Source organism: Gemmiger formicilis (assembly GCF_024462815.1).
Taxonomy (GTDB): Bacteria; Bacillota; Clostridia; order Oscillospirales; family Ruminococcaceae; genus Gemmiger.
Map to the genome: position 1 here is coordinate 1 of NZ_JANGCG010000006.1, position 20,929 is coordinate 20,929.

15 protein-coding genes and 1 tRNA gene are annotated in these 20,929 nt (G+C 60.6%); 13 read left to right on the forward strand and 3 right to left on the reverse strand.

What is annotated here, in order from left to right:
- Positions 1–435: 435 nt before the first annotated feature.
- The 6 genes from NE623_RS06590 to NE623_RS06615 all read left to right on the forward strand — a co-directional run bounded on the left by NE623_RS06590 (position 436) and on the right by NE623_RS06615 (position 7,925).
- The gene (locus NE623_RS06590) at positions 436–2,715 is read left to right on the forward strand and encodes an ABC transporter substrate-binding protein (RefSeq protein ID WP_256271487.1); all 2,280 of its coding nucleotides are present in this window, start codon (positions 436–438) and stop codon (positions 2,713–2,715) included.
- Positions 2,716–2,907: 192 nt separating this feature from the next.
- Positions 2,908–3,894 carry an ABC transporter permease gene (locus NE623_RS06595; protein ID WP_256271488.1) on the forward strand — a complete coding sequence of 329 codons (987 nt, stop codon included), beginning with the start codon at positions 2,908–2,910 and terminating at the stop codon, positions 3,892–3,894.
- A 20-nt stretch (positions 3,895–3,914) separates the two neighbouring features.
- Positions 3,915–5,456 (forward strand): ABC transporter permease, encoded by a 1,542-nt coding sequence (locus tag NE623_RS06600; RefSeq protein WP_256271489.1) that lies wholly within the window; start codon positions 3,915–3,917, stop codon positions 5,454–5,456.
- Positions 5,457–5,610: 154 nt separating this feature from the next.
- Positions 5,611–6,630, forward strand: a complete 1,020-nt coding sequence (locus tag NE623_RS06605) for an ABC transporter ATP-binding protein (RefSeq protein WP_367268944.1) — start codon at positions 5,611–5,613, stop codon at positions 6,628–6,630.
- Positions 6,631–6,633: 3 nt separating this feature from the next.
- Entirely contained in the window at positions 6,634–7,653 is a 1,020-nt protein-coding gene (locus NE623_RS06610; protein ID WP_256271491.1) for an ABC transporter ATP-binding protein, read from the forward strand.
- Complete coding sequence (locus NE623_RS06615) at positions 7,650–7,925, forward strand: hypothetical protein (protein ID WP_256271492.1); 276 nt, start codon at positions 7,650–7,652, stop codon at positions 7,923–7,925. Before NE623_RS06610 ends, NE623_RS06615 begins: the two co-directional genes overlap by 4 nt.
- 235 nt (positions 7,926–8,160) lie before the next feature.
- On the opposite strand, the gene NE623_RS06620 is transcribed toward NE623_RS06615, so the two are convergent.
- A tRNA-Lys gene (locus tag NE623_RS06620) sits at positions 8,161–8,236 on the reverse strand.
- A gap of 183 nt (positions 8,237–8,419) precedes the next feature.
- Between NE623_RS06620 and aspS the strand changes: the two genes are divergently transcribed.
- Entirely contained in the window at positions 8,420–10,201 is a 1,782-nt protein-coding gene (gene aspS / locus NE623_RS06625; RefSeq protein WP_256271493.1) for an aspartate--tRNA ligase, read from the forward strand.
- A 163-nt stretch (positions 10,202–10,364) separates the two neighbouring features.
- On the opposite strand, the gene NE623_RS06630 is transcribed toward aspS, so the two are convergent.
- Positions 10,365–11,321 (reverse strand): DUF4349 domain-containing protein, encoded by a 957-nt coding sequence (locus tag NE623_RS06630; RefSeq protein ID WP_256271494.1) that lies wholly within the window; start codon positions 11,319–11,321, stop codon positions 10,365–10,367.
- A 162-nt stretch (positions 11,322–11,483) separates the two neighbouring features.
- A complete protein-coding gene (gene hisS / locus NE623_RS06635) occupies positions 11,484–12,731 on the reverse strand; it encodes a histidine--tRNA ligase (protein WP_256271495.1) in 1,248 nt (415 codons plus the stop codon).
- A 103-nt stretch (positions 12,732–12,834) separates the two neighbouring features.
- Between hisS and NE623_RS06640 the strand changes: the two genes are divergently transcribed.
- From NE623_RS06640 to NE623_RS06665, 6 genes are all read left to right on the forward strand, one after another.
- A complete protein-coding gene (locus tag NE623_RS06640) occupies positions 12,835–13,998 on the forward strand; it encodes an MFS transporter (protein ID WP_256271496.1) in 1,164 nt (387 codons plus the stop codon).
- Positions 13,999–14,058: 60 nt separating this feature from the next.
- Positions 14,059–15,723: an O-antigen ligase family protein gene (locus NE623_RS06645; protein ID WP_256271497.1), complete on the forward strand. Its 1,665-nt coding sequence runs from the start codon at positions 14,059–14,061 to the stop codon at positions 15,721–15,723.
- A 256-nt stretch (positions 15,724–15,979) separates the two neighbouring features.
- Positions 15,980–16,681, forward strand: coding sequence for an iron-sulfur cluster assembly scaffold protein (locus NE623_RS06650; RefSeq protein ID WP_078783638.1), 702 nt, complete (start codon positions 15,980–15,982; stop codon positions 16,679–16,681).
- A 20-nt stretch (positions 16,682–16,701) separates the two neighbouring features.
- The gene (locus NE623_RS06655) at positions 16,702–17,700 is read left to right on the forward strand and encodes a GGGtGRT protein (protein ID WP_078783606.1); all 999 of its coding nucleotides are present in this window, start codon (positions 16,702–16,704) and stop codon (positions 17,698–17,700) included.
- Positions 17,701–17,840: 140 nt separating this feature from the next.
- On the forward strand, positions 17,841–19,184 hold the full coding sequence (locus NE623_RS06660; RefSeq protein WP_256271498.1) for a hypothetical protein: 1,344 nt from the start codon (positions 17,841–17,843) through the stop codon (positions 19,182–19,184).
- A 12-nt stretch (positions 19,185–19,196) separates the two neighbouring features.
- The gene (locus NE623_RS06665) at positions 19,197–20,918 is read left to right on the forward strand and encodes an FHA domain-containing protein (RefSeq protein WP_256271499.1); all 1,722 of its coding nucleotides are present in this window, start codon (positions 19,197–19,199) and stop codon (positions 20,916–20,918) included.
- Positions 20,919–20,929: the final 11 nt, after the last annotated feature.

The following is a 20,929-nucleotide window of genomic DNA, read 5'->3' on the forward strand; positions in this document are numbered from 1 at the left end:
GGTGTTTTGCGGGGCGGCAGGCTGCCCCGGCCTCCCCCCCCCGGGGGGAAGGTGGCGCCGCAAGGCGGGGCACGCTTTTTGTTTGCGGCGCGCCGCAGGCAATATGCCCGGGCAGACGATACAGCGCGTAATTGCAGCCATGCGGGGCCACCTTCCCCCCGGTGGGGGAAGGCAGGGGAAGCCTGCCGGCACGCAAAACACCGTCTAAAAAAAGCGGCCAAATTTTGTAAAAAGGGTACAAAAACAGGAAAAAGTGTGATTTCTGGTTGACTTTTGGGGCAATTTACGGTATCTTAGAAATTAAGTCATTATCGACAAGTGTACACTGTAAAAAAACACAGCGTGCGGAAAGGGGTACCCCTTTCTCGTATTACGCTCTTGGGGAGCGTAATAATGATTTGTGGGTGAGGGCAAATTATAGGAGGTTTTACACACATGAAAAACACCAAGCAAGTCATTGCACTGGCATCTGCTGCCGCGCTCAGCGTCAGCGTGCTGGCTGGCTGCGGCGGTGCTGCTTCCTCCGCTGTAACCAGCGAGGCTGCCAGCACGGCCACCGCCGAGGCAACCACTTCCACCGGCAGTGACGGTACACTCGTCCTGTCCGACACTGGCTTTGAGGGCAAGTTCAACCCCTTCTTTGCCGCATCCAGTGCCGACCAGCACGTCATCGACCTGACCTTCGGCGCCCTGCTGGGTGCAGACCGCAAGGGCGAGATGATTCTGAACGGTATTGAGGGTGAGACCCGTGAGTACAACGGCACCGATTACACCTACCGCGGACCCGCTGACTGTGTTGTCACCGAGAACGCCGACGGCACCGTTGACTATGACATCACCCTGCGCGATGACATCACCTTCTCTGACGGCACCCCGATGACCATTGATGACGTCATCTTCTCTCTGTACGTCTATCTGGACCCCACCTATGATGGCTCTGCCACCATCTACTCCACCCCCATCGTCGGTCTGGAGGAGTACCGCAACTCCATGTCCACCCTGTCCAAGCTGATTGCTGAGGCCGGTGAGGACAACACCGACTACACCAACTTCACCGAAGAGCAGCAGAAGGCCTTCTGGGATGCTGTCAACGACGGCGGCGTGAAGTTTGCCCAGGAGATCGTTGACACTATGCTGGCCAATGGCGCTACCGATGTTGCCTCCGCTGCTGCCGGCTGGGGCTTCGATGGTCTGGCTGCCGATGCCACCGCCAAGGACTTCTTCTTGGCTATCGGCGAGCAGTACGACTGGAGTTTCTCCGCTATGGAGGCCGAGACTGCCGGTTCTGCCCTGTCTGACCTGATCCCCGAGGACGTCTACGCTTACTCCACCACCGGTGTTGCCGTTGGTGCCGACGTTCCCAGCGTTGCCGGCATCGTCAAGACCGGTGACTACAGCATGACCCTCACCACCAGCGAGCTGTCCACCACCATGATTTACCAGCTGCAGATGGCCGTTGCGCCCCTGAGCTACTATGGTGACCCCAGCCTGTATGACTATGACAACAACTCCTTCGGCTTCCCCAAGGGCGACCTGAGCGGCGTCCGCGCCAAGACCAGCGCCCCGATGGGCTCCGGCATGTACACCTTCAACAAGTACAGCGACGGTGTTGTCTATCTGGATGCCAACCCCACCTACTTTGACGGCGCACCCAAGATTGCCCACGTCAACATGAAGGAGACCCAGGAGGCCGATAAGGTCACCGGCGTGCAGGCCGGCACCATCGACATTGCCGACCCCTCCTACTCTCTGGAGGTTGCCAGCCAGATTGCTGACATCAACGGTGCCGAGGGCAATGACGGCCCCGTCATCACCACCCGCCTGAAGGACTTCCGCGGCTATGGCTACATCGCCCTGAGCGCCAAGAACGTCAACGTCGGCGGTGACCCCTCCTCTGAGGCTTCCAAGGACCTGCGCAAGGCCATTATGACCGTCATCGCCGCTTACCGCGATGAGGGCATCGACTCCTACTACGGCGATACCGCCAGCGTCATCAACTACCCCGTTTCCAACACCTCCTGGGCTGCTCCCTCCGTCACCGATGACGGCTATAAGATTGCCTACTCCACCGACGTGGACGGCAATGACATCTACACCTCCGATATGAAGAGCGAGGACAAGTACGCTGCTGCCCTGCAGGCTGCTCTGGGCTACTTCGAGGCTGCCGGCTACACCGTCGAGAACGGCCAGGTGACCGCTGCTCCCGCCGGTGCCAAGATGGAGTATCAGGTCAACATCGGTGCCGACGGCAACGGTGACCACCCCTCCTTCCAGACCCTGACCAATGCGGCTGCCGCCCTCAAGACCATCGGCTTCACCCTGACGGTCAACGATATGGCCAACGCCTCTGACCTGTACGCTTCCTATCAGTCCGGCGCTGCCGAGGGCTGGGTTGCTGCATGGCAGTCCACCAATGACCCCGATATGTACCAGCTGTACCACAGCAAGGGTTCCACCAACTACTACAACATTGATGATCCCGACCTGGATGAGCTGATTATGGCTGCCCGCCAGACCACCGACCAGGAGGCTCGTAAGGCCATGTACAAGGAGGCCATGGAGATTATTCTGGATTGGGGCGTTGAGCTGCCTGTCTACCAGCGCAGCGAGGCCACCATCTTCTCCACCGAGCGTGTCAACATCGACACCATCGCGAAGGACATGACCCCGTACTGGACCTATATGGCTGAGCTGAACACCATGGAGCTGAACTGATTTACAGCCCCAATGCGGTTAAAGCAGGTGACCGCCCGATAAGGGCGGTTGCTTGCTGTCTGCGGCGACCCTAATATGGTTGTCCCACTCCCACGCAGGGTGCACCCTGCGTGGGATGGGGATGCCCACATTACGGCATTTCCCTGCAAAATTAACGCGGTATCAAACCGTGCAAGGAAGGAAAGAAAACTCTTGCGAAACTACATCATCAAGCGTATTGCGCAGTCGGTGCTGATTTTGTTCTGTGTTATGTTCATTATCTACGCGCTGATTCGCTGCCTGCCCAGCTCCTTTGCCGAGACCATGGCCATGCAGCTTGCGCAGGCCCCCGGCGCCAAGCCCTATGAGGAGTGGCTGGCCCAGCTCAATGCTGCCTACGGTCTGGATTTGGACATTGTGCCCGGTTTCTTCACCTGGCTGTCCAAGGCTATCGTCGGCAACTTCGGCGACAGCTGGAAGTGGAACGTTCCCGCTGTGCAGAAGTTCCAGGAGGTTGTCGGCCTGTCTGTCATTATGGGCGGCATCTCCTTTGTGCTGTCCCTGCTGATTGCGGTGCCTCTGGGCGTGCTGGCCGCCACCAAGCAGTACAGCCGTGCAGACTACGTCATCACCGCGGCGGCACTGGTCGGCATTTCGCTGCCCACCTTCTTCTTTGCCACGCTGCTCAAGCTGTTCTTCTCGGTCAAGCTGGGCTGGTTCGACCTGTATGGTCTGGTCGGCCGTGACTATGCCCAGCTGGATGCCATGGGCCAGCTCCTGGACAAGGCAAACCACCTGGTGCTGCCCATCGTCACGCTGGTCATTGTCTCCATCGGCGGCTATATGCGCTACACCCGCACCAATATGCTGGAGGTGCTCAACGCAGACTACATCCGCACCGCCCGTGCCAAGGGCCTGTCGGAGCGCACGGTTATCTACAAGCACGCCTTCCGCAACACGCTGATTCCGCTGGTCACCATCATCGGCGGCAGCCTGCCCGGCCTGTTCAGCGGCGCACTCATCACCGAGACGCTCTTCTCCATCCCCGGCATCGGCTATATCTCCTACCAGTCCATGGTTGCGGGCGATATTCCGTTCACGATGTTCTACCTGTCCTTTATGGCAGTGCTGACGCTGGCCAGCAACCTGCTGACCGATATTCTGTACGGCGTGGTTGACCCGCGCGTGCGCATTTCTTAACGAAAGGAGACTGCACACCCATGAGTGAAAACACGCAGAACCAGAACCCCAAGCAGGAGCAGTACTCCCTGAACGATGACCGCCGCGTCAAGGTTTTGTCCCCCGGCGCGCTGGTTGCCAAGCGGTTCTTCCGCAACCGTCTGGCCGTGGTCGGCCTCTCCATTCTGGTGGCCATGTTCCTGTTCTCCTTCGTCGGCGGCCTTGTCAGCCCCTACGGTCAGGACGAGCAGTTCTTCACCTACACCCAGATGTCCAAGGAGTTTGTCGGCGTTACCCGCAATGACACGATGCGCTTTGTGGTGGCGGACGGCCAGAATTTCGGCTCCATCGCCCAGAGCAAGGCGCTGGAGGCTGTCAAGAAGGGCGAGACCGAGTTCAACTACAAGGATGTGGACTACACGGTCGACATCCTGAGCGACGATTTCTATGTGGTCTATCAGGGCCGCGATGTGATGGGCTACGCCAGCCGCGACCTCGTCAACGAGGCGGACGGCGCACCCAAGTTCAGCTTTGATGCAAAGCTGGCCGCCCTGACCGCCATGACGGCGGGGGAGGAGACCTTCACCGCGGACGGCGCAGAGTACGCCCTTGACAAGGACGGCAACATCACCGCAGGCGGTGAGGAGCTGGGCTATGTCAGCCGCTTTGTTGTCTCCGCCGCAGATGCCAGCGTGGTTGTCACCCGCGACTTCAAGGAGCGCCTTGAGGAAGCCATCGACGACAACGCCGAGAAGTTCAACTACACCGATGCAGACGGCAACGAGGCCGAGTATGACATCGTGTACGATGCCTCCACCAAGGTCTGGAGCGTCAAGCAGATGACCGAGACCTACGTCTATGACCGCTACGCCGCTCCCAGCAAGGAGCACTGGCTGGGCACCGACACCAACGGTATGGATATGCTGACCCGCCTGATGTACGGCGGCCGCGTATCCTTGATTATCGGCTTCATCGTTGTCATCATCGAGGCATCCCTCGGCATCCTGATGGGCGGTATCTCCGGCTACTTCGGCGGCTGGGTGGACAACATCATTATGCGTGTTGTCGATGTTTTCTACTGCATCCCCTCGATGCCGGTCATCATCATCATCGGCGCGGCGATGGATGCCATGCGCATTGATTCCTGGACGCGTATGATGTACCTGATGCTGATTCTCGGCTTCCTGGGCTGGCCCAGCATTGCCCGCCTTGTCCGCGGCCAGATTCTCTCCCTGCGTGAGCAGGAGTTTATGCTGGCCACCGAGGCCTGCGGTATCAAGATCTGGCACCGTATCTTCCGCCACCTGATTCCCAACGTTATCCCGCAGCTCATCGTCACCTGCACGATGGGCCTCGGCTCCACCATCCTGACCGAAGCCACCCTGTCCTTCCTGGGTCTGGGCGTCAAGTATCCGTTCGCCTCCTGGGGCAACATCATCAACGATGTCAACAACGCCTACGTTATGACGAACTATCTGTTCATCTGGATTCCCGCCGGTGTCTGCCTGCTGCTCACTGTTCTGGGCTTCAACTTTGTGGGCGATGGTCTGCGCGATGCGTTTGACCCCAAGATGAAACGCTGATTGGAAGGAGAAACACACGATGGCAAAAAATCAGGACGGATATCTTTCCGCCAAGGAATCGCGGCGTATCTCCAAGGAAAACCGCCGCATCACCGACCAATATGAGAAGAAGCGCAAGCGCCGCAACGTGCCGGAGAGTGAGTACGTCACCCAGATGCACGATGCAAACAACGCGGTCGAGTTTGACAACCTGCACAGCTACTTCTTCACCGATACCGGCGTGGTCAAGAGCGTGGACGGCGTCTCGTTCGAGGTGCCCATCGGCAAGACCGTGGGCGTTGTGGGCGAGTCCGGCTGCGGCAAGTCCGTGACCAGCCTTTCCCTGATGCAGCTGCTGCAGCGCCCGCAGGGCCAGATTGTGGACGGTGCCATCCGCCTGAATCTGGGCAACGGCAAGGCCTATGACATTGCCCAGACCCCGGCTGAGAAGATGCAGGGTCTGCGCGGCAACTATATCTCGATGATTTTCCAGGAGCCTATGACCAGTCTGAACCCGGTGTTCCGCATCGGTGCCCAGATCGACGAGGTCATTGCCCTGCATGAGGGCGAGGGCAAAACCAAGGAGGACATCAAGAAGCGCACCGTCGAGATGCTTGAGATGGTCGGCATTGCCAACAGCGAGGGCGTCTATGCGATGTACCCGCACGAGCTGTCCGGCGGTATGCGCCAGCGCGTTATGATCGCCATGGCGCTGGCCTGCAACCCGAAGATCATCATTGCGGACGAGCCGACAACCGCGCTGGATGTGACCATTCAGGCGCAGATTCTGGATTTGCTGCGCAACCTAAAGGACCGCATCAACTCCTCCATCATGCTGATTACCCATGATTTGGGCGTTATTGCAGAGATGGCGGACTACGTGGTGGTTATGTACGCGGGCCGCGTGGTGGAGAAGGGCACGGTGGAGGAAATCTTCGCCCACCCCAGCCACCCCTACACGATTGGCCTGATGGCCTCCAAGCCGGTGGTTGGCAAAAAGGTCGACCGCCTGTACTCCATCCCCGGCAAGGTGCCTAACCCGGTCAATATGCCGGACTACTGCTACTTCAAGGACCGCTGCGAGCAGCAGCTGCCCTGCTGCAGCGGCGAGTACCCCTGCGAAATCAGCCTGTCCCCGACGCACAAGGTCAGCTGCTACCGCTACTATGAAGAAAACAGAAAGGCGGGTGAGTGACGCATGGCAAAGAAACTGATTGAAAACGATTTTACGCCCGTCACCTATGACCCTCAGTACATCCTGATGGTCAACCACCTCAAGAAATATTTCCCCATCAAGGGCGGCCTGCTCTCTCAGACGGTGGGGCACGTCAAGGCAGTGGACGGCGTTACCTTCAATCTGCGCCGCGGCTGCACGATGGGCCTTGTGGGCGAGTCCGGCTGCGGTAAGTCCACCACCGGCCGCACGATTCTGCGTCTGGGCGGTGAGAAAACCGGCGGTCAGGTGCTGTTCAACGGCAAGGAGGTCTATGATATGACCCCCGCCGAGATGCGTGAGCTGCGCACCAAGATGCAGATTATCTTCCAGGACCCGTTCTCCAGCCTGTCCCCGCGTCTGCCGGTCGGCGAGATTATCGGCGAGGCCGTGCGCGAGCACAATCTGGTGCCGAAGAACGAGTTCAATGACTATATTGACCAGGTCATGGATGACTGCGGCCTGCAGCCCTACCACAAGACCCGCTACCCGCATGAATTTTCCGGCGGCCAGCGCCAGCGTATCTGCATTGCCCGCGCACTGGCACTGAACCCGGAGTTCGTTGTCTGCGACGAGCCGGTCTCCGCGCTGGACGTTTCGATTCAGGCGCAGATTATCAATCTGCTCAAAAACCTGCAGGAAAAGCGCAACCTGACCTATCTGTTCATCTCCCATGATTTGTCGGTTGTTGAGCATATCTCCGATACGGTCGGCGTTATGTATCTAGGCAATCTGGTCGAATACGGCGAGACGGATGACATTTTTGCCCACCCGCTGCACCCCTACACCAAGGCGCTGTTCTCGGCCATTCCCATTCCGGACCCCACGGTCAAGCGTGAGCGAATTGTGCTGCAGGGCTCCATTCCGTCCCCGGCCAATCCGCCGTCCGGCTGCAAGTTCCACACCCGCTGCCCCTACGCCACCGAGCGCTGCAAGACCGAAGCACCCAAGCAGCGTGAGGCCGAGCCGGGCCATTACGTGGTCTGCCACCTGTATGACAAATGAGAAGGCACGATGATTTTGAGGACGATGGGCGTACCATCGCCGATATGAGCGACATTGCCCCCGCGCCAACGCTGCGCCCCCACCCCCGCAAGGCGGCTGCGCCGCCGGAGCCGGGCACCGACCGCCCGTGGGAGCAGCCCCCTGAATGGACCCCGAAGGAAAAGCTCTGGGCCGTTCTGGGCGTGATGAAGGCCACGCTGCTGATTGCCGGGGCCTACCTTGTAGGTCTGGGCGTGCTGCTTGCCGCGCTTTTCCTGCTGTGGCGGTACTGAAATAAGAATAGCCAAAAAGGGTATGTATGATGGTAAACCGTACATACCCTTTTTTGTTATAACGTCTGCCAAAAGTCTGTGGACAACTGCCGCCCTCGGTATATCTGTAGGGGGCGGCGTCCCCTACACCCCGCAAAGCATCCCGCCAACTGCCGTTTACGATTCCTCCGTGCGCGATATTCCAGCCCGCCCAAAAACAAAAAACCGGTCAAAGCCAAACGGCTTTAACCGGTCTTGGTGCGCCTGCAGGAACTCGAATCCTGGGCCCTCTGATTAAAAGTCAGATGCTCTACCAACTGAGCTACAGGCACATCTATGCGCTGTGTTATTTACAGCTTTACTATTATACCAGCCGATGTAAAAATTGTCAATATACTTTTTTAAAGATTTTACGGCGAAATTCGCCCCGGCGGGCGCTGCCCTCTTGCCAAATACAGCACAGCGCGGTATAATATTGTTTTAGAAAAGATAAAACCGTAAAGGGGACAGGAAATATGGAAACTTTGGGCAGCCTGCGCCGCACCAACTATTGCGGTGAGGTCAGTCTTTCTATGGCCGGTCAGGAAATGACCGTCTGCGGTTCAATCGCCCGCGCCCGCGACAAGGGCGGCATTATCTTTGCCGATTTGCGCGATACCACCGGTATCTTGCAGCTGGTGTTCGATGAGGATACGCCGAAGGATGTTTTCGCCAAGGCCGAGAGTCTGAAAAGCGAGTATGTTGTCATCTGCCGCGGCAAGCTGCGTGAGCGTGCCGCCAAGACCGACAAGATTGCCACCGGCGATGTGGAGCTTTACGTCAGCGAACTGCGCATCCTGAGCGAGGCCCAGACCACGCCGTTTGAGCTGCGCGATGAAATCAACGTCAACGATGATCTGCGTCTGCGTTACCGCTATCTGGATCTGCGCCGCCCGTCCATGCACGAACCGATTGTCCTGCGCAGCAAGATTATGCAGATTATCCGCAACTACTTCTGCGAGAACCACTTCACCGAGATTGAGACCCCGACCTTGATTAAGTCCACGCCGGAGGGTGCCCGCGACTATCTGGTGCCCAGCCGTGTGCAGCCGGGCCATTTCTACGCCCTGCCGCAGAGCCCGCAGCTCTACAAGCAGATTCTGATGCTGTCCGGCTTTGACCGCTACTTCCAGCTGGCCCACTGCTACCGTGACGAGGATCTGCGCGCCGACCGCCAGCCGGAGTTCACCCAGGTGGACGAGGAGATGAGCTTCGTCTCTGAGGACGATATCATGACCCTGAACGAGGGCCTGATTAAGCGCCTGTGGAAGGAAATGCTGAACGTCGATGTCGAGACGCCGTTCTACCGTATGCCGTGGGATGAGGCGATGGGCCGCTTCGGCTCCGATAAGCCCGACACCCGCTTCGGCCTTGAGATTCAGGATGTGACGGAGGTGTTCAAGGGCACCGAGTTCAAGCCCTTTGCAGCCGTGCTGGCCGCGGGCGGCACCATCCGTGCCATCAATGCCAAGGGTCTGGCCGACAAGCTGAGCCGCAAGAACATTGACAAGCTGGGCGAGGTTGCCAAGACCTATGGTGCCAAGGGTCTGGCATACAGCCGCCTGACCGCCGAGGGTACCTCCTCCAGCTTTGAGAAGTTCCTGACCGATGCCGAGAAGGCGGCTCTGTACGCCGCCCTGAACGCAGAGACCGGCGACGTGCTGCTGCTGGTCAGCGATACCGACTGGGTCAAGGCCTGCACCGCGCTGGGTCAGGTCCGTCTGGACATTGCCCGCAAGCATGGCCTGATTGACCCCGATAAGTTCAACTTCCTGTGGGTCGTGGACTTCCCGCTGTTTGAGTACAGCGAGCAGGAGGGCCGCTGGATGGCCATGCACCATCCGTTCACCCTGCCCAAGGCCGAGGACCTCGACAAGGTCGAGAGCGACCCCGGTGCCTGCCACGCCGTAGCCTACGACATCGTTTTGAACGGTGTCGAGATGGGCGGCGGCTCCATGCGTATCAACGACCCGGCCCTGCAGGACCGTATGTTCCATGCACTGGGCTTCACCGAGGAGAAGGCACGCGAGAGCTTCGGCTTCCTGATGGACGCCTACAAGTTCGGCGCACCTCCGCACGGCGGTATGGCCTACGGTCTGGACCGTATGGTTATGCTGATGCTGAAGAAGGATTCCATCCGCGACGTCATCGCCTTCCCGAAGGTGCAGAACGCCGGCGAACCGATGAGCGGCGCCCCTGACGTGGTTGACGAGCAGCAGCTCAAGGATCTGAGCATCGCACTGACGCTGAAGGACTAAGTCAGAAGTAATTGCGCTGTAGGGGCCGGACATGTCCGGCCCGCAGCCTGCCCGCAGGATTCCCTTTTGCGGGTAGGTGCAGGGCGAGGCATGCCTCGCCCCTACATGGCAGCAAAAATATACGCCCGACCGTATTTGTGCGGTCGGGCGTTTTTATGTTATCTCAATATTTCGGCTTCGGTTCCTCGTCCTGCTTTACCGGGTACTCCGCAGCGGGCGGCGGGGTCTGGATGGGCTTGGGTGCCTTGGGGGCTTTCGGATGGCGCTTGCGCCAGAAGCGCAGGGCCGCAAGGACCGCAATGGCGATCAGCACCACCGGCCACAGGTAGACCAGCGCAATGACCAGCCCCTGCACGAATCCAACGAAGGCGTCCCAGCCGCCGCCGAACGCATCGGCAATGCGCTCGGTGAAGGTTACGCCGGTCGGGGTCAGGGTAACGACCTCCTGCAGATAGATGTCTACAGTCGAGTAGCTGACCTGCTGGTCCATGTTGCGCAGCTGGCCGGTGTAGTTCTCCAGCTGGTACTGCACATCGGAAAGCTGACTCTCGATTTCCAGCAGATCTGCCGTTGTCTCGGCCTGATCGGCCAACTCGTTCAGGCGGGTGCGCTGGGCCTCCAGCGCGGTAAGCCGGGCCTGTACATCAATGTAGCTGCTTGTGATGTTCTCGGCGTTCTCGCTGACATTGCGCACGCTGCCTGCCTCGCCAACGGCGGCCAGAAACGCACGGTAGTTGTCCACCGGCACCCGCACGGTGTAGTCGGCGCTGCGGTCATGATCCTTTTCGGTGCCGTAAACGCTGGCAGACTCCATCCATGCATCGTTGGCCTCGACCGCAGCCATCAGGGTTTCGCGGGCAGCGTCAAAATCGGTGGACTCCATCGACAGGCTGGCGTTGTAGATGATTTTCTGCGCGGTCTCATCGGTGGCAGCCTCGGCGGCGTTGGCGGGCATCAGGCTGCTGTCCGCCCCGCCTGCGACGCTGTCGTAAATGCCGCTTTCCTTCGCGGCGGCCTCGGTGGCGTAGTAACCGCCGTCTTTGCTGCCGATGCTGCCGCAGCCCGCCAGCAGTGCGGCGGCGGCCAGCGCAGCGGCGATACGGGTGATGCGATTTTTCATGTGGATGCTCCTTTCCTTTGTAAAGGCTTCCCCCAAGGGGAGGCACTTTGTATTTCCCTTTTCACCAATATAACACGGAAAACGCCCGCTGTGCGTTACAAATAAACTACAAAAAAGTGGGATGTGCCGCAAATTTGGCACATCCCACAATTTTTTTACAGATTATTCGGCTTTCTGCCCAAGCAGCTTGACATCCTCATTGTCGGCAAAGGCAACGGCGTTGAAACCGGCAGCCTCCAGCGTGCCGAACTGCTTGCCCAGCTTTTTGGCCTGCGGCAGCACGGTCACGTCATAGTCGGCGCGCAGGGTCTCGGCCTTGGCCAGCACGGCGGCAAAGGCGGCATCCTTGAGGTAGAGCAGCGCCATCTTCGGCTTGGCGCCGGGAATCTGGTAGCCCTGCTCCAGCAGAATCCCGCAGACGCGCTCAAAGCCGATGGAGAAGCCCACGGCGGGCACCTGCTGGCCGATGAACTTGCCCACCATATTGTCATAACGGCCACCGCCGGCCACCGCGCCGCTGAACTGCGGGCAGGTGACCTCAAACACCATGCCGGTGTAGTAACCCTGGCCGCGTACCAGACTGGGTGCATAGGCAATGCCGTAGCGGCCGTTGGCCACCTTCTCGCTGGCGGCAATGACATAGCGCAGGTCGGCGGTCAGTGCCTCGTCATCCACCTTGGCGGCAACGGTGTCCAGGCTGAAATCCCCGGCGCACAGGAAGTCATCCAGCGCCTGGATGGCATCGGCAGCAAAGCCCTTCTCGGTCAGCTCGGCCTTGACGCCGTCCGCACCGATTTTGTCCATCTTGTCAAAGCTGATGCAGACGGAATCCAGCTGGTCAGCGGCAAAGCCCATCTTTTCCAGCATGGCGCGCAGGATGCGGCGGTCGTTGATGTTGACGGTAAAGCCGGTGAAGCCGATTTTCAGCAGGGCGCGGGCCGTCACGTCAATCAGCTCGACCTCGGCGTTCGGGGAGGAATCGCCCAGAATGTCGATGTCACACTGGACAAACTCGCGCAGGCGGCCCTTCTGGGGGCGCTCGGCACGGTAGACGCGGTCGGTCTGGATGACCTTGAAGGGAGTGGGCAGCTCGTTGCGGTTGGCGGCATAGTAGCGGGACAGCGGCAAGGTCAGGTCGTAGCGCAGGCCCATATCGGACAGCTGCTTTTCATCGCCGGAGGCCAGCGCGTGCTCGAGCTTGTCACCGCGCTTCAGAACCTTGAAAATCAGGTTCAGGTTGTCGCCGCCGTCACTCTTGTCCAGATTTTCCATATCCTCCAGAATGGGGGTGGAGATGCGCTGGAAGCCTGCGGCACGGTAGGTGGCCAGAATCTGGCCCTGGATATAATCGCGCAGCGCCTGCTCCCGCGGGAGCAGGTCACGCATACCTTTCAAAGGCTGTGTTTTCATGATGGTTCTCCTTACATATATACTTGTAATAATCATATCGCCCCCGCCGCATTTTGTCAATCCAAACCGGGCATACTATCCCGAAAAGGGGAGGGGGATGCGTGTGCCGAAACAAAATCGCGGGCCGTACATTCTGGCGGCGGGGGCGGCGGCGCAGCTGCTCACCGGCATCCCGGCGGCGTGGGGCGTTTTTCAGCAGCCGGTGATGCAGGGGTACGGCTTTTCACGTGGGCAGGCAATGCTGGGCTTTGCGGTGCTGGTGGCTGCCTACGGTGTGGGCTGCGCGGTGGGTGGCCTTTTGCAGGACGCGCACGGCCCGCGCTTTGCCGGGCTGTGGGGTACGGCGCTGCTGGCGGGCGGCTTTTTTGCTGCCGCGCTGGTTCCACCCGCGCAGGCGGCACTGTTTCTGCTGGTCTACAGCCTGCCCGCGGGGCTGGGCAGTGCCTTTCTGGCCCCGGCGGTGTTGGCCTGTGCGCAGAAATGGTATCAGGACAAAAAGGGCTGGGCCACCGGCGTGGCGGGGGTGGCGATGGGGCTTTCCGGCGCTTTTTTTACGGTGTTCGTCAAGGGCGTCGGCGGGCTGTGGGGCATCCGCGTCTGCTTTGCGGCGCTGGGCGCGGTTATGCTGGTAGTCTGCGGCGCGGGGGCGTTGATTCTGCAGGACCCGCCGCCCAAAGCGCAGAATGGAAAGCCACGCCCGGGGCTGGACTATGACTATAAGCAGATGCTGCGCACGCCGCAGTATAAGCTGTGCGCGGCGGCGGTGGCGCTGTCAGCCCCGCCGGTGCTGCTCTTCAGCCCGGAAATTTTTCAGATTGCCACAGAGCGCGGTCTGCCGGAATCCGCCGCGCCCTACAGCATTGTGCTGGGCTCGGCGGCCAGCGCGGCGGGCCGGATGCTGCTGCCCGCCCTCAGCGACAAGCTGGGCCGCAAGCCGGTGCTGTATGCGGTCTATCTGGGGCTTGCCGCGGGCAGCGGCTGGTTTGCCTTTGCACAGGCGTGGTGGGTGCTGGCGGCCTACGCGGTGCTGACCTTTTTCTACTCCGGCGGCGCGGCGGTGCAGCCGTCCTTCAATACGGATCTGTTCGGCCTGCCCCATGCGGGGGTGAACTATGGCTTCATCGCGCTGGGCATGAGTGGCGGCAGTATTCTGAGCTATATCGGCGCACAGGCCCTGCCGCTGGCGGCGCGCCACTGGCTGGCGGGGGTGTGCGCCGCCGCGGGGCTGATTTGTGTCAGTCTTGTAAAACCTGTGGAAAACGGTTGAAATTCTGCGTGCTGCAAGGTACAATATGGTGTTGCAAATCCAATTTCCGGAGGCTTTTGTATGAATCAGACCCAGCAGCTGCGGCGGCTGGCAGAGCGCTCCGCCGCGGTGCTTCTTGTGGCGGCGCTCTGCGTGTTTCCGCTGTATATTGATAAATTTTCCAATCTCGGCGTTGTCAAGTTCACCGCCATCTGCACCCTGTGCTGGGCGTTCACCCTCTGGGTGGGGGCGCTGGCCGCGGTGGGGGCAAGGCCCCTGCCGGGGCGTCTGCCGTGGCGCAGTGACCATGCCCTCCGGGCGCTGGGGGCGGTGGTGGTCAGCGGCGTGGTGTCCACCGTGCTCTCCCTCTCGCCGCAGGCGTCCTTCTGGGGGCTGGGCGGCTACTACGGCGGCTGTATGATGGTGCTGTTCACGGCGGCGGTGTATCTGGCCGCCCGCGCCTTTGCCCCGCAGAAAATCCTCAACGGCCTGGCCTTCTGCCTTGGCATCACCACGGCGCTGGTCACGGTGCTGTACGTGCTGAACATATTCAACATTGACCTCATCGGTACCTATGCGGACACGGCGGTGGTCGAGCGTGCACAGTTTTTCTCGACACTGGGGCAGAAAAACTTCTGCTCCGGCTTTATGGCGTTTGCGCTGCCGCTGGTGTTCTATGCGTTTTTGGCGGCACGCGGCGTGCGCCACACGGTGCTGTACGGTATCCCGGCCTTCTTCGGCGGGCTGGCGCTGGCCGTGGTGGACGCCGAGGGTCTGGCGCTGGGCATCGGCGCGGCGGTGCTGGTGCTGCTCTGCCAGAAGGACTTCACCACCCGCACGCTGCGGCGTGTGGCGGTGATTGGCTCATTTTTCTTTTTTAACGCCGGGTGGATGCAGTATATGCGCACCCACGTCTACACGCAGGGCGGCAAGCCGATGCTGGCGGCGCTGGGCCACGTGGGGTGGACTGGCTTTTTCGTCTGTCTGGCTGTCTGGGCGGTGCTGTATTTCGGCCTGCGCGGGCGGGAAATCCCGCTGTACAAGGCGGGCCGCGCCGTGGCGGGGGTGATGCTCCTCGGCGCGGTGGTGCTGGCGCTGCTGGCTAACTTCTGGCCGGGCTTTCCGAGCCTGGGACGGCTGGATGATGTACTGATTTTCAACGATGACTGGGGCACCTACCGCGGCATAGCGTGGCGCATTACGGCCGAGACATGGCTGGCACAGCCGCTGTGGCGCAAGCTGTTCGGCGTCGGCCCCGGTATGATGCACACCGCCGTGGCGGCGTGGGCAGGCGCGGACATCACGGCCCGTATGAAAACCTTCTACGCCGCCCACAACGAGTATCTGGAGCTGCTGCTGACCACCGGCGTGGCCGGGCTGGCGGCGTGGCTGTGGTTTGTGGCGGTGCATCTGCGCAAAGCCGCGAAGAATTGGCTGCGCCCCGGCGTGGCCCCGGTCACGCTGGCGCTGGTCAGCTATCTGGCCCACGCGGCAATTTCTATCCGTGTGTCGATGATTTTTCCGGAGATTATGCTGTTGTTTGCGCTGCTGCAGGTGTTCTGCCTGCCGCCAGAGGAGGCTCAGCCCGAGCCCGCACCGAAAAAGCGCGACAAAAAGACAAAGCAGCTACAGGCCGAACCCCAGCCGGGCCTTGTGCGCCTGTGGGGGCCGGTGATTGTCAGCGCCGTGGTGATGATGGCCGTCTGCGGCGGTGCGTCAAGGGTGATTTTCGGATTTTTGTATTGAAGGATGGTGCAAAACCGGGAACGGGTGCTGAAAGATAACCGGCGGGTAATGGCAGGGGTGCGGGCGGGGGCTCTGCTCCGCCCGCGTGCACCCCGCCCCGCAATGCCGCCCCGCTGGCCTTTGTGCAGGGCGGCCAGGCAAAATGCCAAAAAATAAAGGGTTAGATAAAACTAACATCTTGAAAAACACAATTCGACCCTTTATAATAAAGATAGCTGTGAAAAGCCTAACAATATGCAAAGGAGAGAAAATTATGATCGAATACTCCGCACAGGTCAACGCTATGTGCCCGATCACAAAAGGACCCAAGCACGGTCCCGCGCCCATCCCCGAAGAGGGCCAGTGGGTCAAGGCGTATAAAATTGAGGATATCAGCGGCTACACCCACGGTGTGGGCTGGTGTGCTCCCCAGCAGGGCACCTGCAAGCTGAGCCTGAACATCAAGAACGGCATCATCGAGGAAGCTCTGGTTGAGACCATCGGCTGCTCCGGCATGACCCATTCTGCCGCTATGGCTGGCGAGATCCTGCCCGGCAAGACCATTCTGGAGGCTCTGAACACCGACCTCGTCTGCGATGCTATCAACGTTGCTATGCGTGAGCTGTTCCTGCAGATTGTCTACGGCCGCAGCCAGACTGCCTTCTCTGAGAACGGTCTGCCTGTCGGCGCTGGTCTGGATGACCTGGGCAAGGGCCTGCGCTCCATGACCGGTACCATCTTCTCCACCAAGGCCAAGGGCGTCCGTTACCTGGAGCTGACCGAGGGCTACATCCTCAAGACCGCTCTGGACAAGGACAACCAGGTCATCGGCTATCAGTTCGTCCGTCTGGGCAAGATGATGGAGGACATCCGTCACGGCAAGGACCCGAAGGAAGCCTACGAGAAGAACATCGGCACCTACGGCCGCTTCTCTGCCGAGCAGGGCGCTGTCAAGTACATCGACCCGCGTGAAGAATAAGAGAGGGAGGAACATAGATTATGGCAACTTTTGAATCCCAGAATCGCCGTATGCCCAAGATTGAGGCTTGCCTGAAGGCCAACGGTCTGGAGAGCCTTGACGCCTGCAACGAGATGCTGCTGGCCAAGGGCATCGACTGCGATAAGATTATCCGCGGCATTCAGCCCATCTGCTTCGACAACGCTGTCTGGGCTTACACCCTCGGCACCGCCATCGCCGTCAAGCGCGGCCTGAAGAGCGCTGCTGACTGCGCCGCCGCCATCGGCGAGGGCCTCGAGGCTTTCACCATCCCCGGCTCTGTCGCTGAGCAGCGCAAGGTCGGTCTGGGCCACGGCAACCTCGGCGCTATGCTGCTGCATGAGGATACCCATTGCTTCGCCTTCCTCGCCGGCCACGAGTCCTTCGCCGCCGCTGAGGGCGCTATCGGCATTGCCCGTACCGCCAACAAGGTCCGCAAGGAGCCCCTGCGCGTCATCCTGAACGGCCTGGGCAAGGACGCTGCCCAGATCATCAGCCGTATCAACGGCTTCACCTACGTCAAGACCGACTACGACTTCGCCACCGGCGAGCTGAAGGTCGTCGAGACCATTCCTTACTCCGACGGCGAGCGCGCAGCAGTCAAGTGCTACGGCGCCAACGACGTTCTGGAGGGTGTCGCCATCATGAAGGCTGAGGGTGTTGAGGTTTCCATCACCGGTAACTCCACCAACCCCACCCGCTTCCAGCATCTGGTTGCCGGTACCTACAAGAAGTGGGCTATCGAGAACGGCAAAAAGTACTTCTCCGTCGCTTCCGGCGGCGGCACGGGCCGTACCCTGCACCCGGACAACGTCGCTGCAGGCCCCGCTTCCTACGGTCTGACCGACTCTATGGGCCGTATGCACGGTGATGCCCAGTTCGCTGGTTCCTCCTCCGTTCCGGCTCACGTCGAGATGATGGGTCTGATCGGCGCCGGCAACAACCCGATGGTCGGTATGACTGTCGCCTGCGCTGTTGCTGCTTCTCAGGCCAACGCCTGATAAAAACAGCTTAAATAGCTTTTTCACCGCCTTTTCCGCAGGGAAAGGGCGGTTTTTTGTTGCTTTTTGCTTGCTTTACGCGCCGCCGTGTTCTATAATAAAATCGAGTATATGTAAACTTTTTATGGGAGAAATCACCAATGCCCAAGATTGATGTTGATACCTACATAGAACACTGCGGTATGCGCAAGGCGCGGTTCGGCGGCTATGAGCCGGAGGATGTGCGGCAGGCACTGCAGGATTTGTGCGCCGAGTATGAGCAGAACCTTGCGGCGGCCACCAGCGAGGCCCGCGCCGCCCGGCAGGAGAATGACGCCCTGCGCCGCCATGCCCAGAATCTGGTTATGCAGAACCAGACGCTCTCGACCCAGAACGCCACACTGGCCGGGCAGGTGGACAAGCTGCAGAGCTACCGCGCCAGCCTGGAGACGCAGTATTCCACCGCGAAGGAGCGCAACCACTCGCTGACGAACCAGCTGGATGTGCTGCGCCTGAAAAACAGCGACCTGACGCGGGAAAACAAGGAACTGGCCGAGCAGTGCGAGGAGGCAAACGCCGCACTGCGCGTCAAAGGGCGCGCCCACGATCAGGCCCGCCAGCAGGTTATGGCCGACCGCGATAAGGTCATTGCGGACGCCGAGGCCGAGGCTGCCCGCATCCGCCAGCAGGCCAAGGATGACGCCGACCGGATTCTGAAGGACACGAACCTCAAGGCAGAAGCCATCGACCAGCTGGCGCGGGAACAGGCCATTGCGCAGGCGCGCAAGATGGTGAAATCCGCCACCGATGAGACGCGGGAAATCCAGAACGCCCACCGCCTGCGCCTGCAGGATCTGAAGAGCCGCATCACCGAGATGGAGAAGGCCCGCGGCCAGATGATGGACTATCTGGCCCAGATGATTGAGGAACTGCAAAAGACGCAGGACTACGCCAGCCGCACCGCGCCGCTGATGCCCCATGAGGAGGAGCTGGCAGAGGCTGACACTGAGCCGAAGCTGGATTTGTCCGCCAACAAGGTGGACGCCGCAGCCAGCGCCCTGCGCGGCAATGAGCAGGAGCCGGACAATACCCCGGCCGAGCCGCAGCCCGCAGCCGCCACAAACCGCGTGGTGGCCCCCGGTATGGACGAGGACGAGCCGCGTACGAACACGGTTGTGACGCCCTCGCCCGACTACTTTGACACCGAGCCGCAGCCCCAGCCCGGGGACCCGGACGATAAAAAAGAGGAAATCGAGATACCCGGCGCAATTTTCTCCTACCCGATTCTGCGCCAGCAGGGGGAGCCGATTCTGGACGAGGAAACGCCGCCCCAGCCGGTGCCGCACAAGCCGGTAATGCCCAGCTTTACGCTGGCGGACGATGAGGAGGACGAGCCGCAGCCCACTCCGGCCGCGCCCGCGCCCCAGCCCGCCAAGCCCCAGTCCAAGCGCCGCCGCAAGGCTGTGCTGGCCCTGCGCGCACTGCGCAAGAAGCTCGACCGATAGGAGGAAGACCCAATGAAACGGCATAAGCTCTGGGTGTGCGCACTGACCGTGTTGGTACTGGCCGTGCTCGGCGCGTTTGGCGCGGCGGCAGATACTACCGTCGGCGTGACCGGCGCGGGCACCTTTAAAATGGAGCAGACCTACGTCAATGTGCCGGAGCTGGATGTTTACTTCTATGCGCTGGATGGGGACGGCAACCCCTATTCCCCTGTAAAGGTGCAGGCGGCGGGCCCGGAGCTGACGCTGGGGGACCGCAAGCTGGAGGTGCGCAGTGTCGCCATGGCCAGCGACCCCATCTGCTATATCATTGCGCTGGACAACAGCGACCTCATTGCGCCCGCAGATTTTTACACGATGCTGGGCGGTTTGCGCAAGCTGGTGGCGTCGATGAATGAGGGCGACCAGCTCATGCTCTACACAACGGCTGGCACCACCGAGTGCGTGCTGCCTGCAACGTCGGACAAGGACCAGATGTACAAGGCGCTGGGCAACATTGCCCAGACCGAGGGCCGGATGGACACAAAGCAGCTGGTCACGGCGGTGTACAGCGGGATACAGAGCGACTATCAGGCGCTGGCCCCGCGCAAGACGGCAATGATTATCACCGATGCCGGACAGGTTATGACCAATATGGCGCTGTTCGGCACGCTGGCCTCCGATGTGGGGGACCAGATCGGTATGGCGGCCTACGTCTACCTGATGACCGACAAGCCGGATATGTTTGAAACGCTGGAGCAGGCCGCTGCCGGTAAGCTGGTGCTGTGTGAGGCCGCCACCCTGGGCGATGAACTGAAAAGGAAGCAGGAATATTTCGCCACAGCGCTGGAAATCCGCACCGAGGTGCCGGAAAGCCTGTACGGCGAACGGCTGGAAACGCTGACGCTGGCCATGCCGAGCCTGGGCAGTGCCATCCGGAACAGCCAGACCGTCTATATGGGCTACCGGCTGACCAAGCCGCAGGTGACAAAGGTGGAGACACTGCGCCGCGACAAGCTGCGCCTGACCTTCAACCAGCCCATCAACGAAAACGCCGACAAGCCGCAGCTCTATGAGGTGCGCAGCAAGGATATCTGGAACTGGCGCGTGCAAGTCAAGTCGGTAACGATTGCCGAGGACGGCCGCACGGCGGAGCTGGAAATTGAGCCGCTGTATAAGGGCGAATACACCGTGGCGCTGAACCGGGTGTCCAGCAGGATGAGCGCCGCCAACGTCAGCAGCAGCCGCCAGACCGCGCTGTTCAAGGTGCTGGTCTGGCCGCGTGACAGGGGCTTCTATCTGGCGCGGTTCCGCGTGCCGTTGCTGCTGGCGGCGGTTTTGCTGCTGGTGCTGATTGTCAGCTGGCAGACTGTGCGCCGCCGTGACCGCGCCGCCGAGAAGGAGGCCGAGGCCGAGCACCTGCTGGCCGGGGCGGGGGAGCCGGACACGCTGCCACGCCGCTGGGTCACCCTGTTCTGGAGCCAGCGCTCCTCCATTGCCGAGAGCCGCTGGGCCGGCATGGTGGAGAGCAGCCTCATCATCGGCAGCGATGCCGCGCAGTGCGACCTTTGCCTGCCGGATAAGAGGATTGCCCCGCAGCACTGTGTGCTGGCCGCGCAGGGAGATTCGCTGCTGGTGCAGCCGCTGTCGGACCGTACAAGAGTCTATGTCAACGGTGAGCGCATTGACGGCGAGCACCGCCTGCAGAACAATGATACCCTGCGCATCGGCAAAACAACGGTGCGGCTGGTTTTGTAAGGAGCCCGACC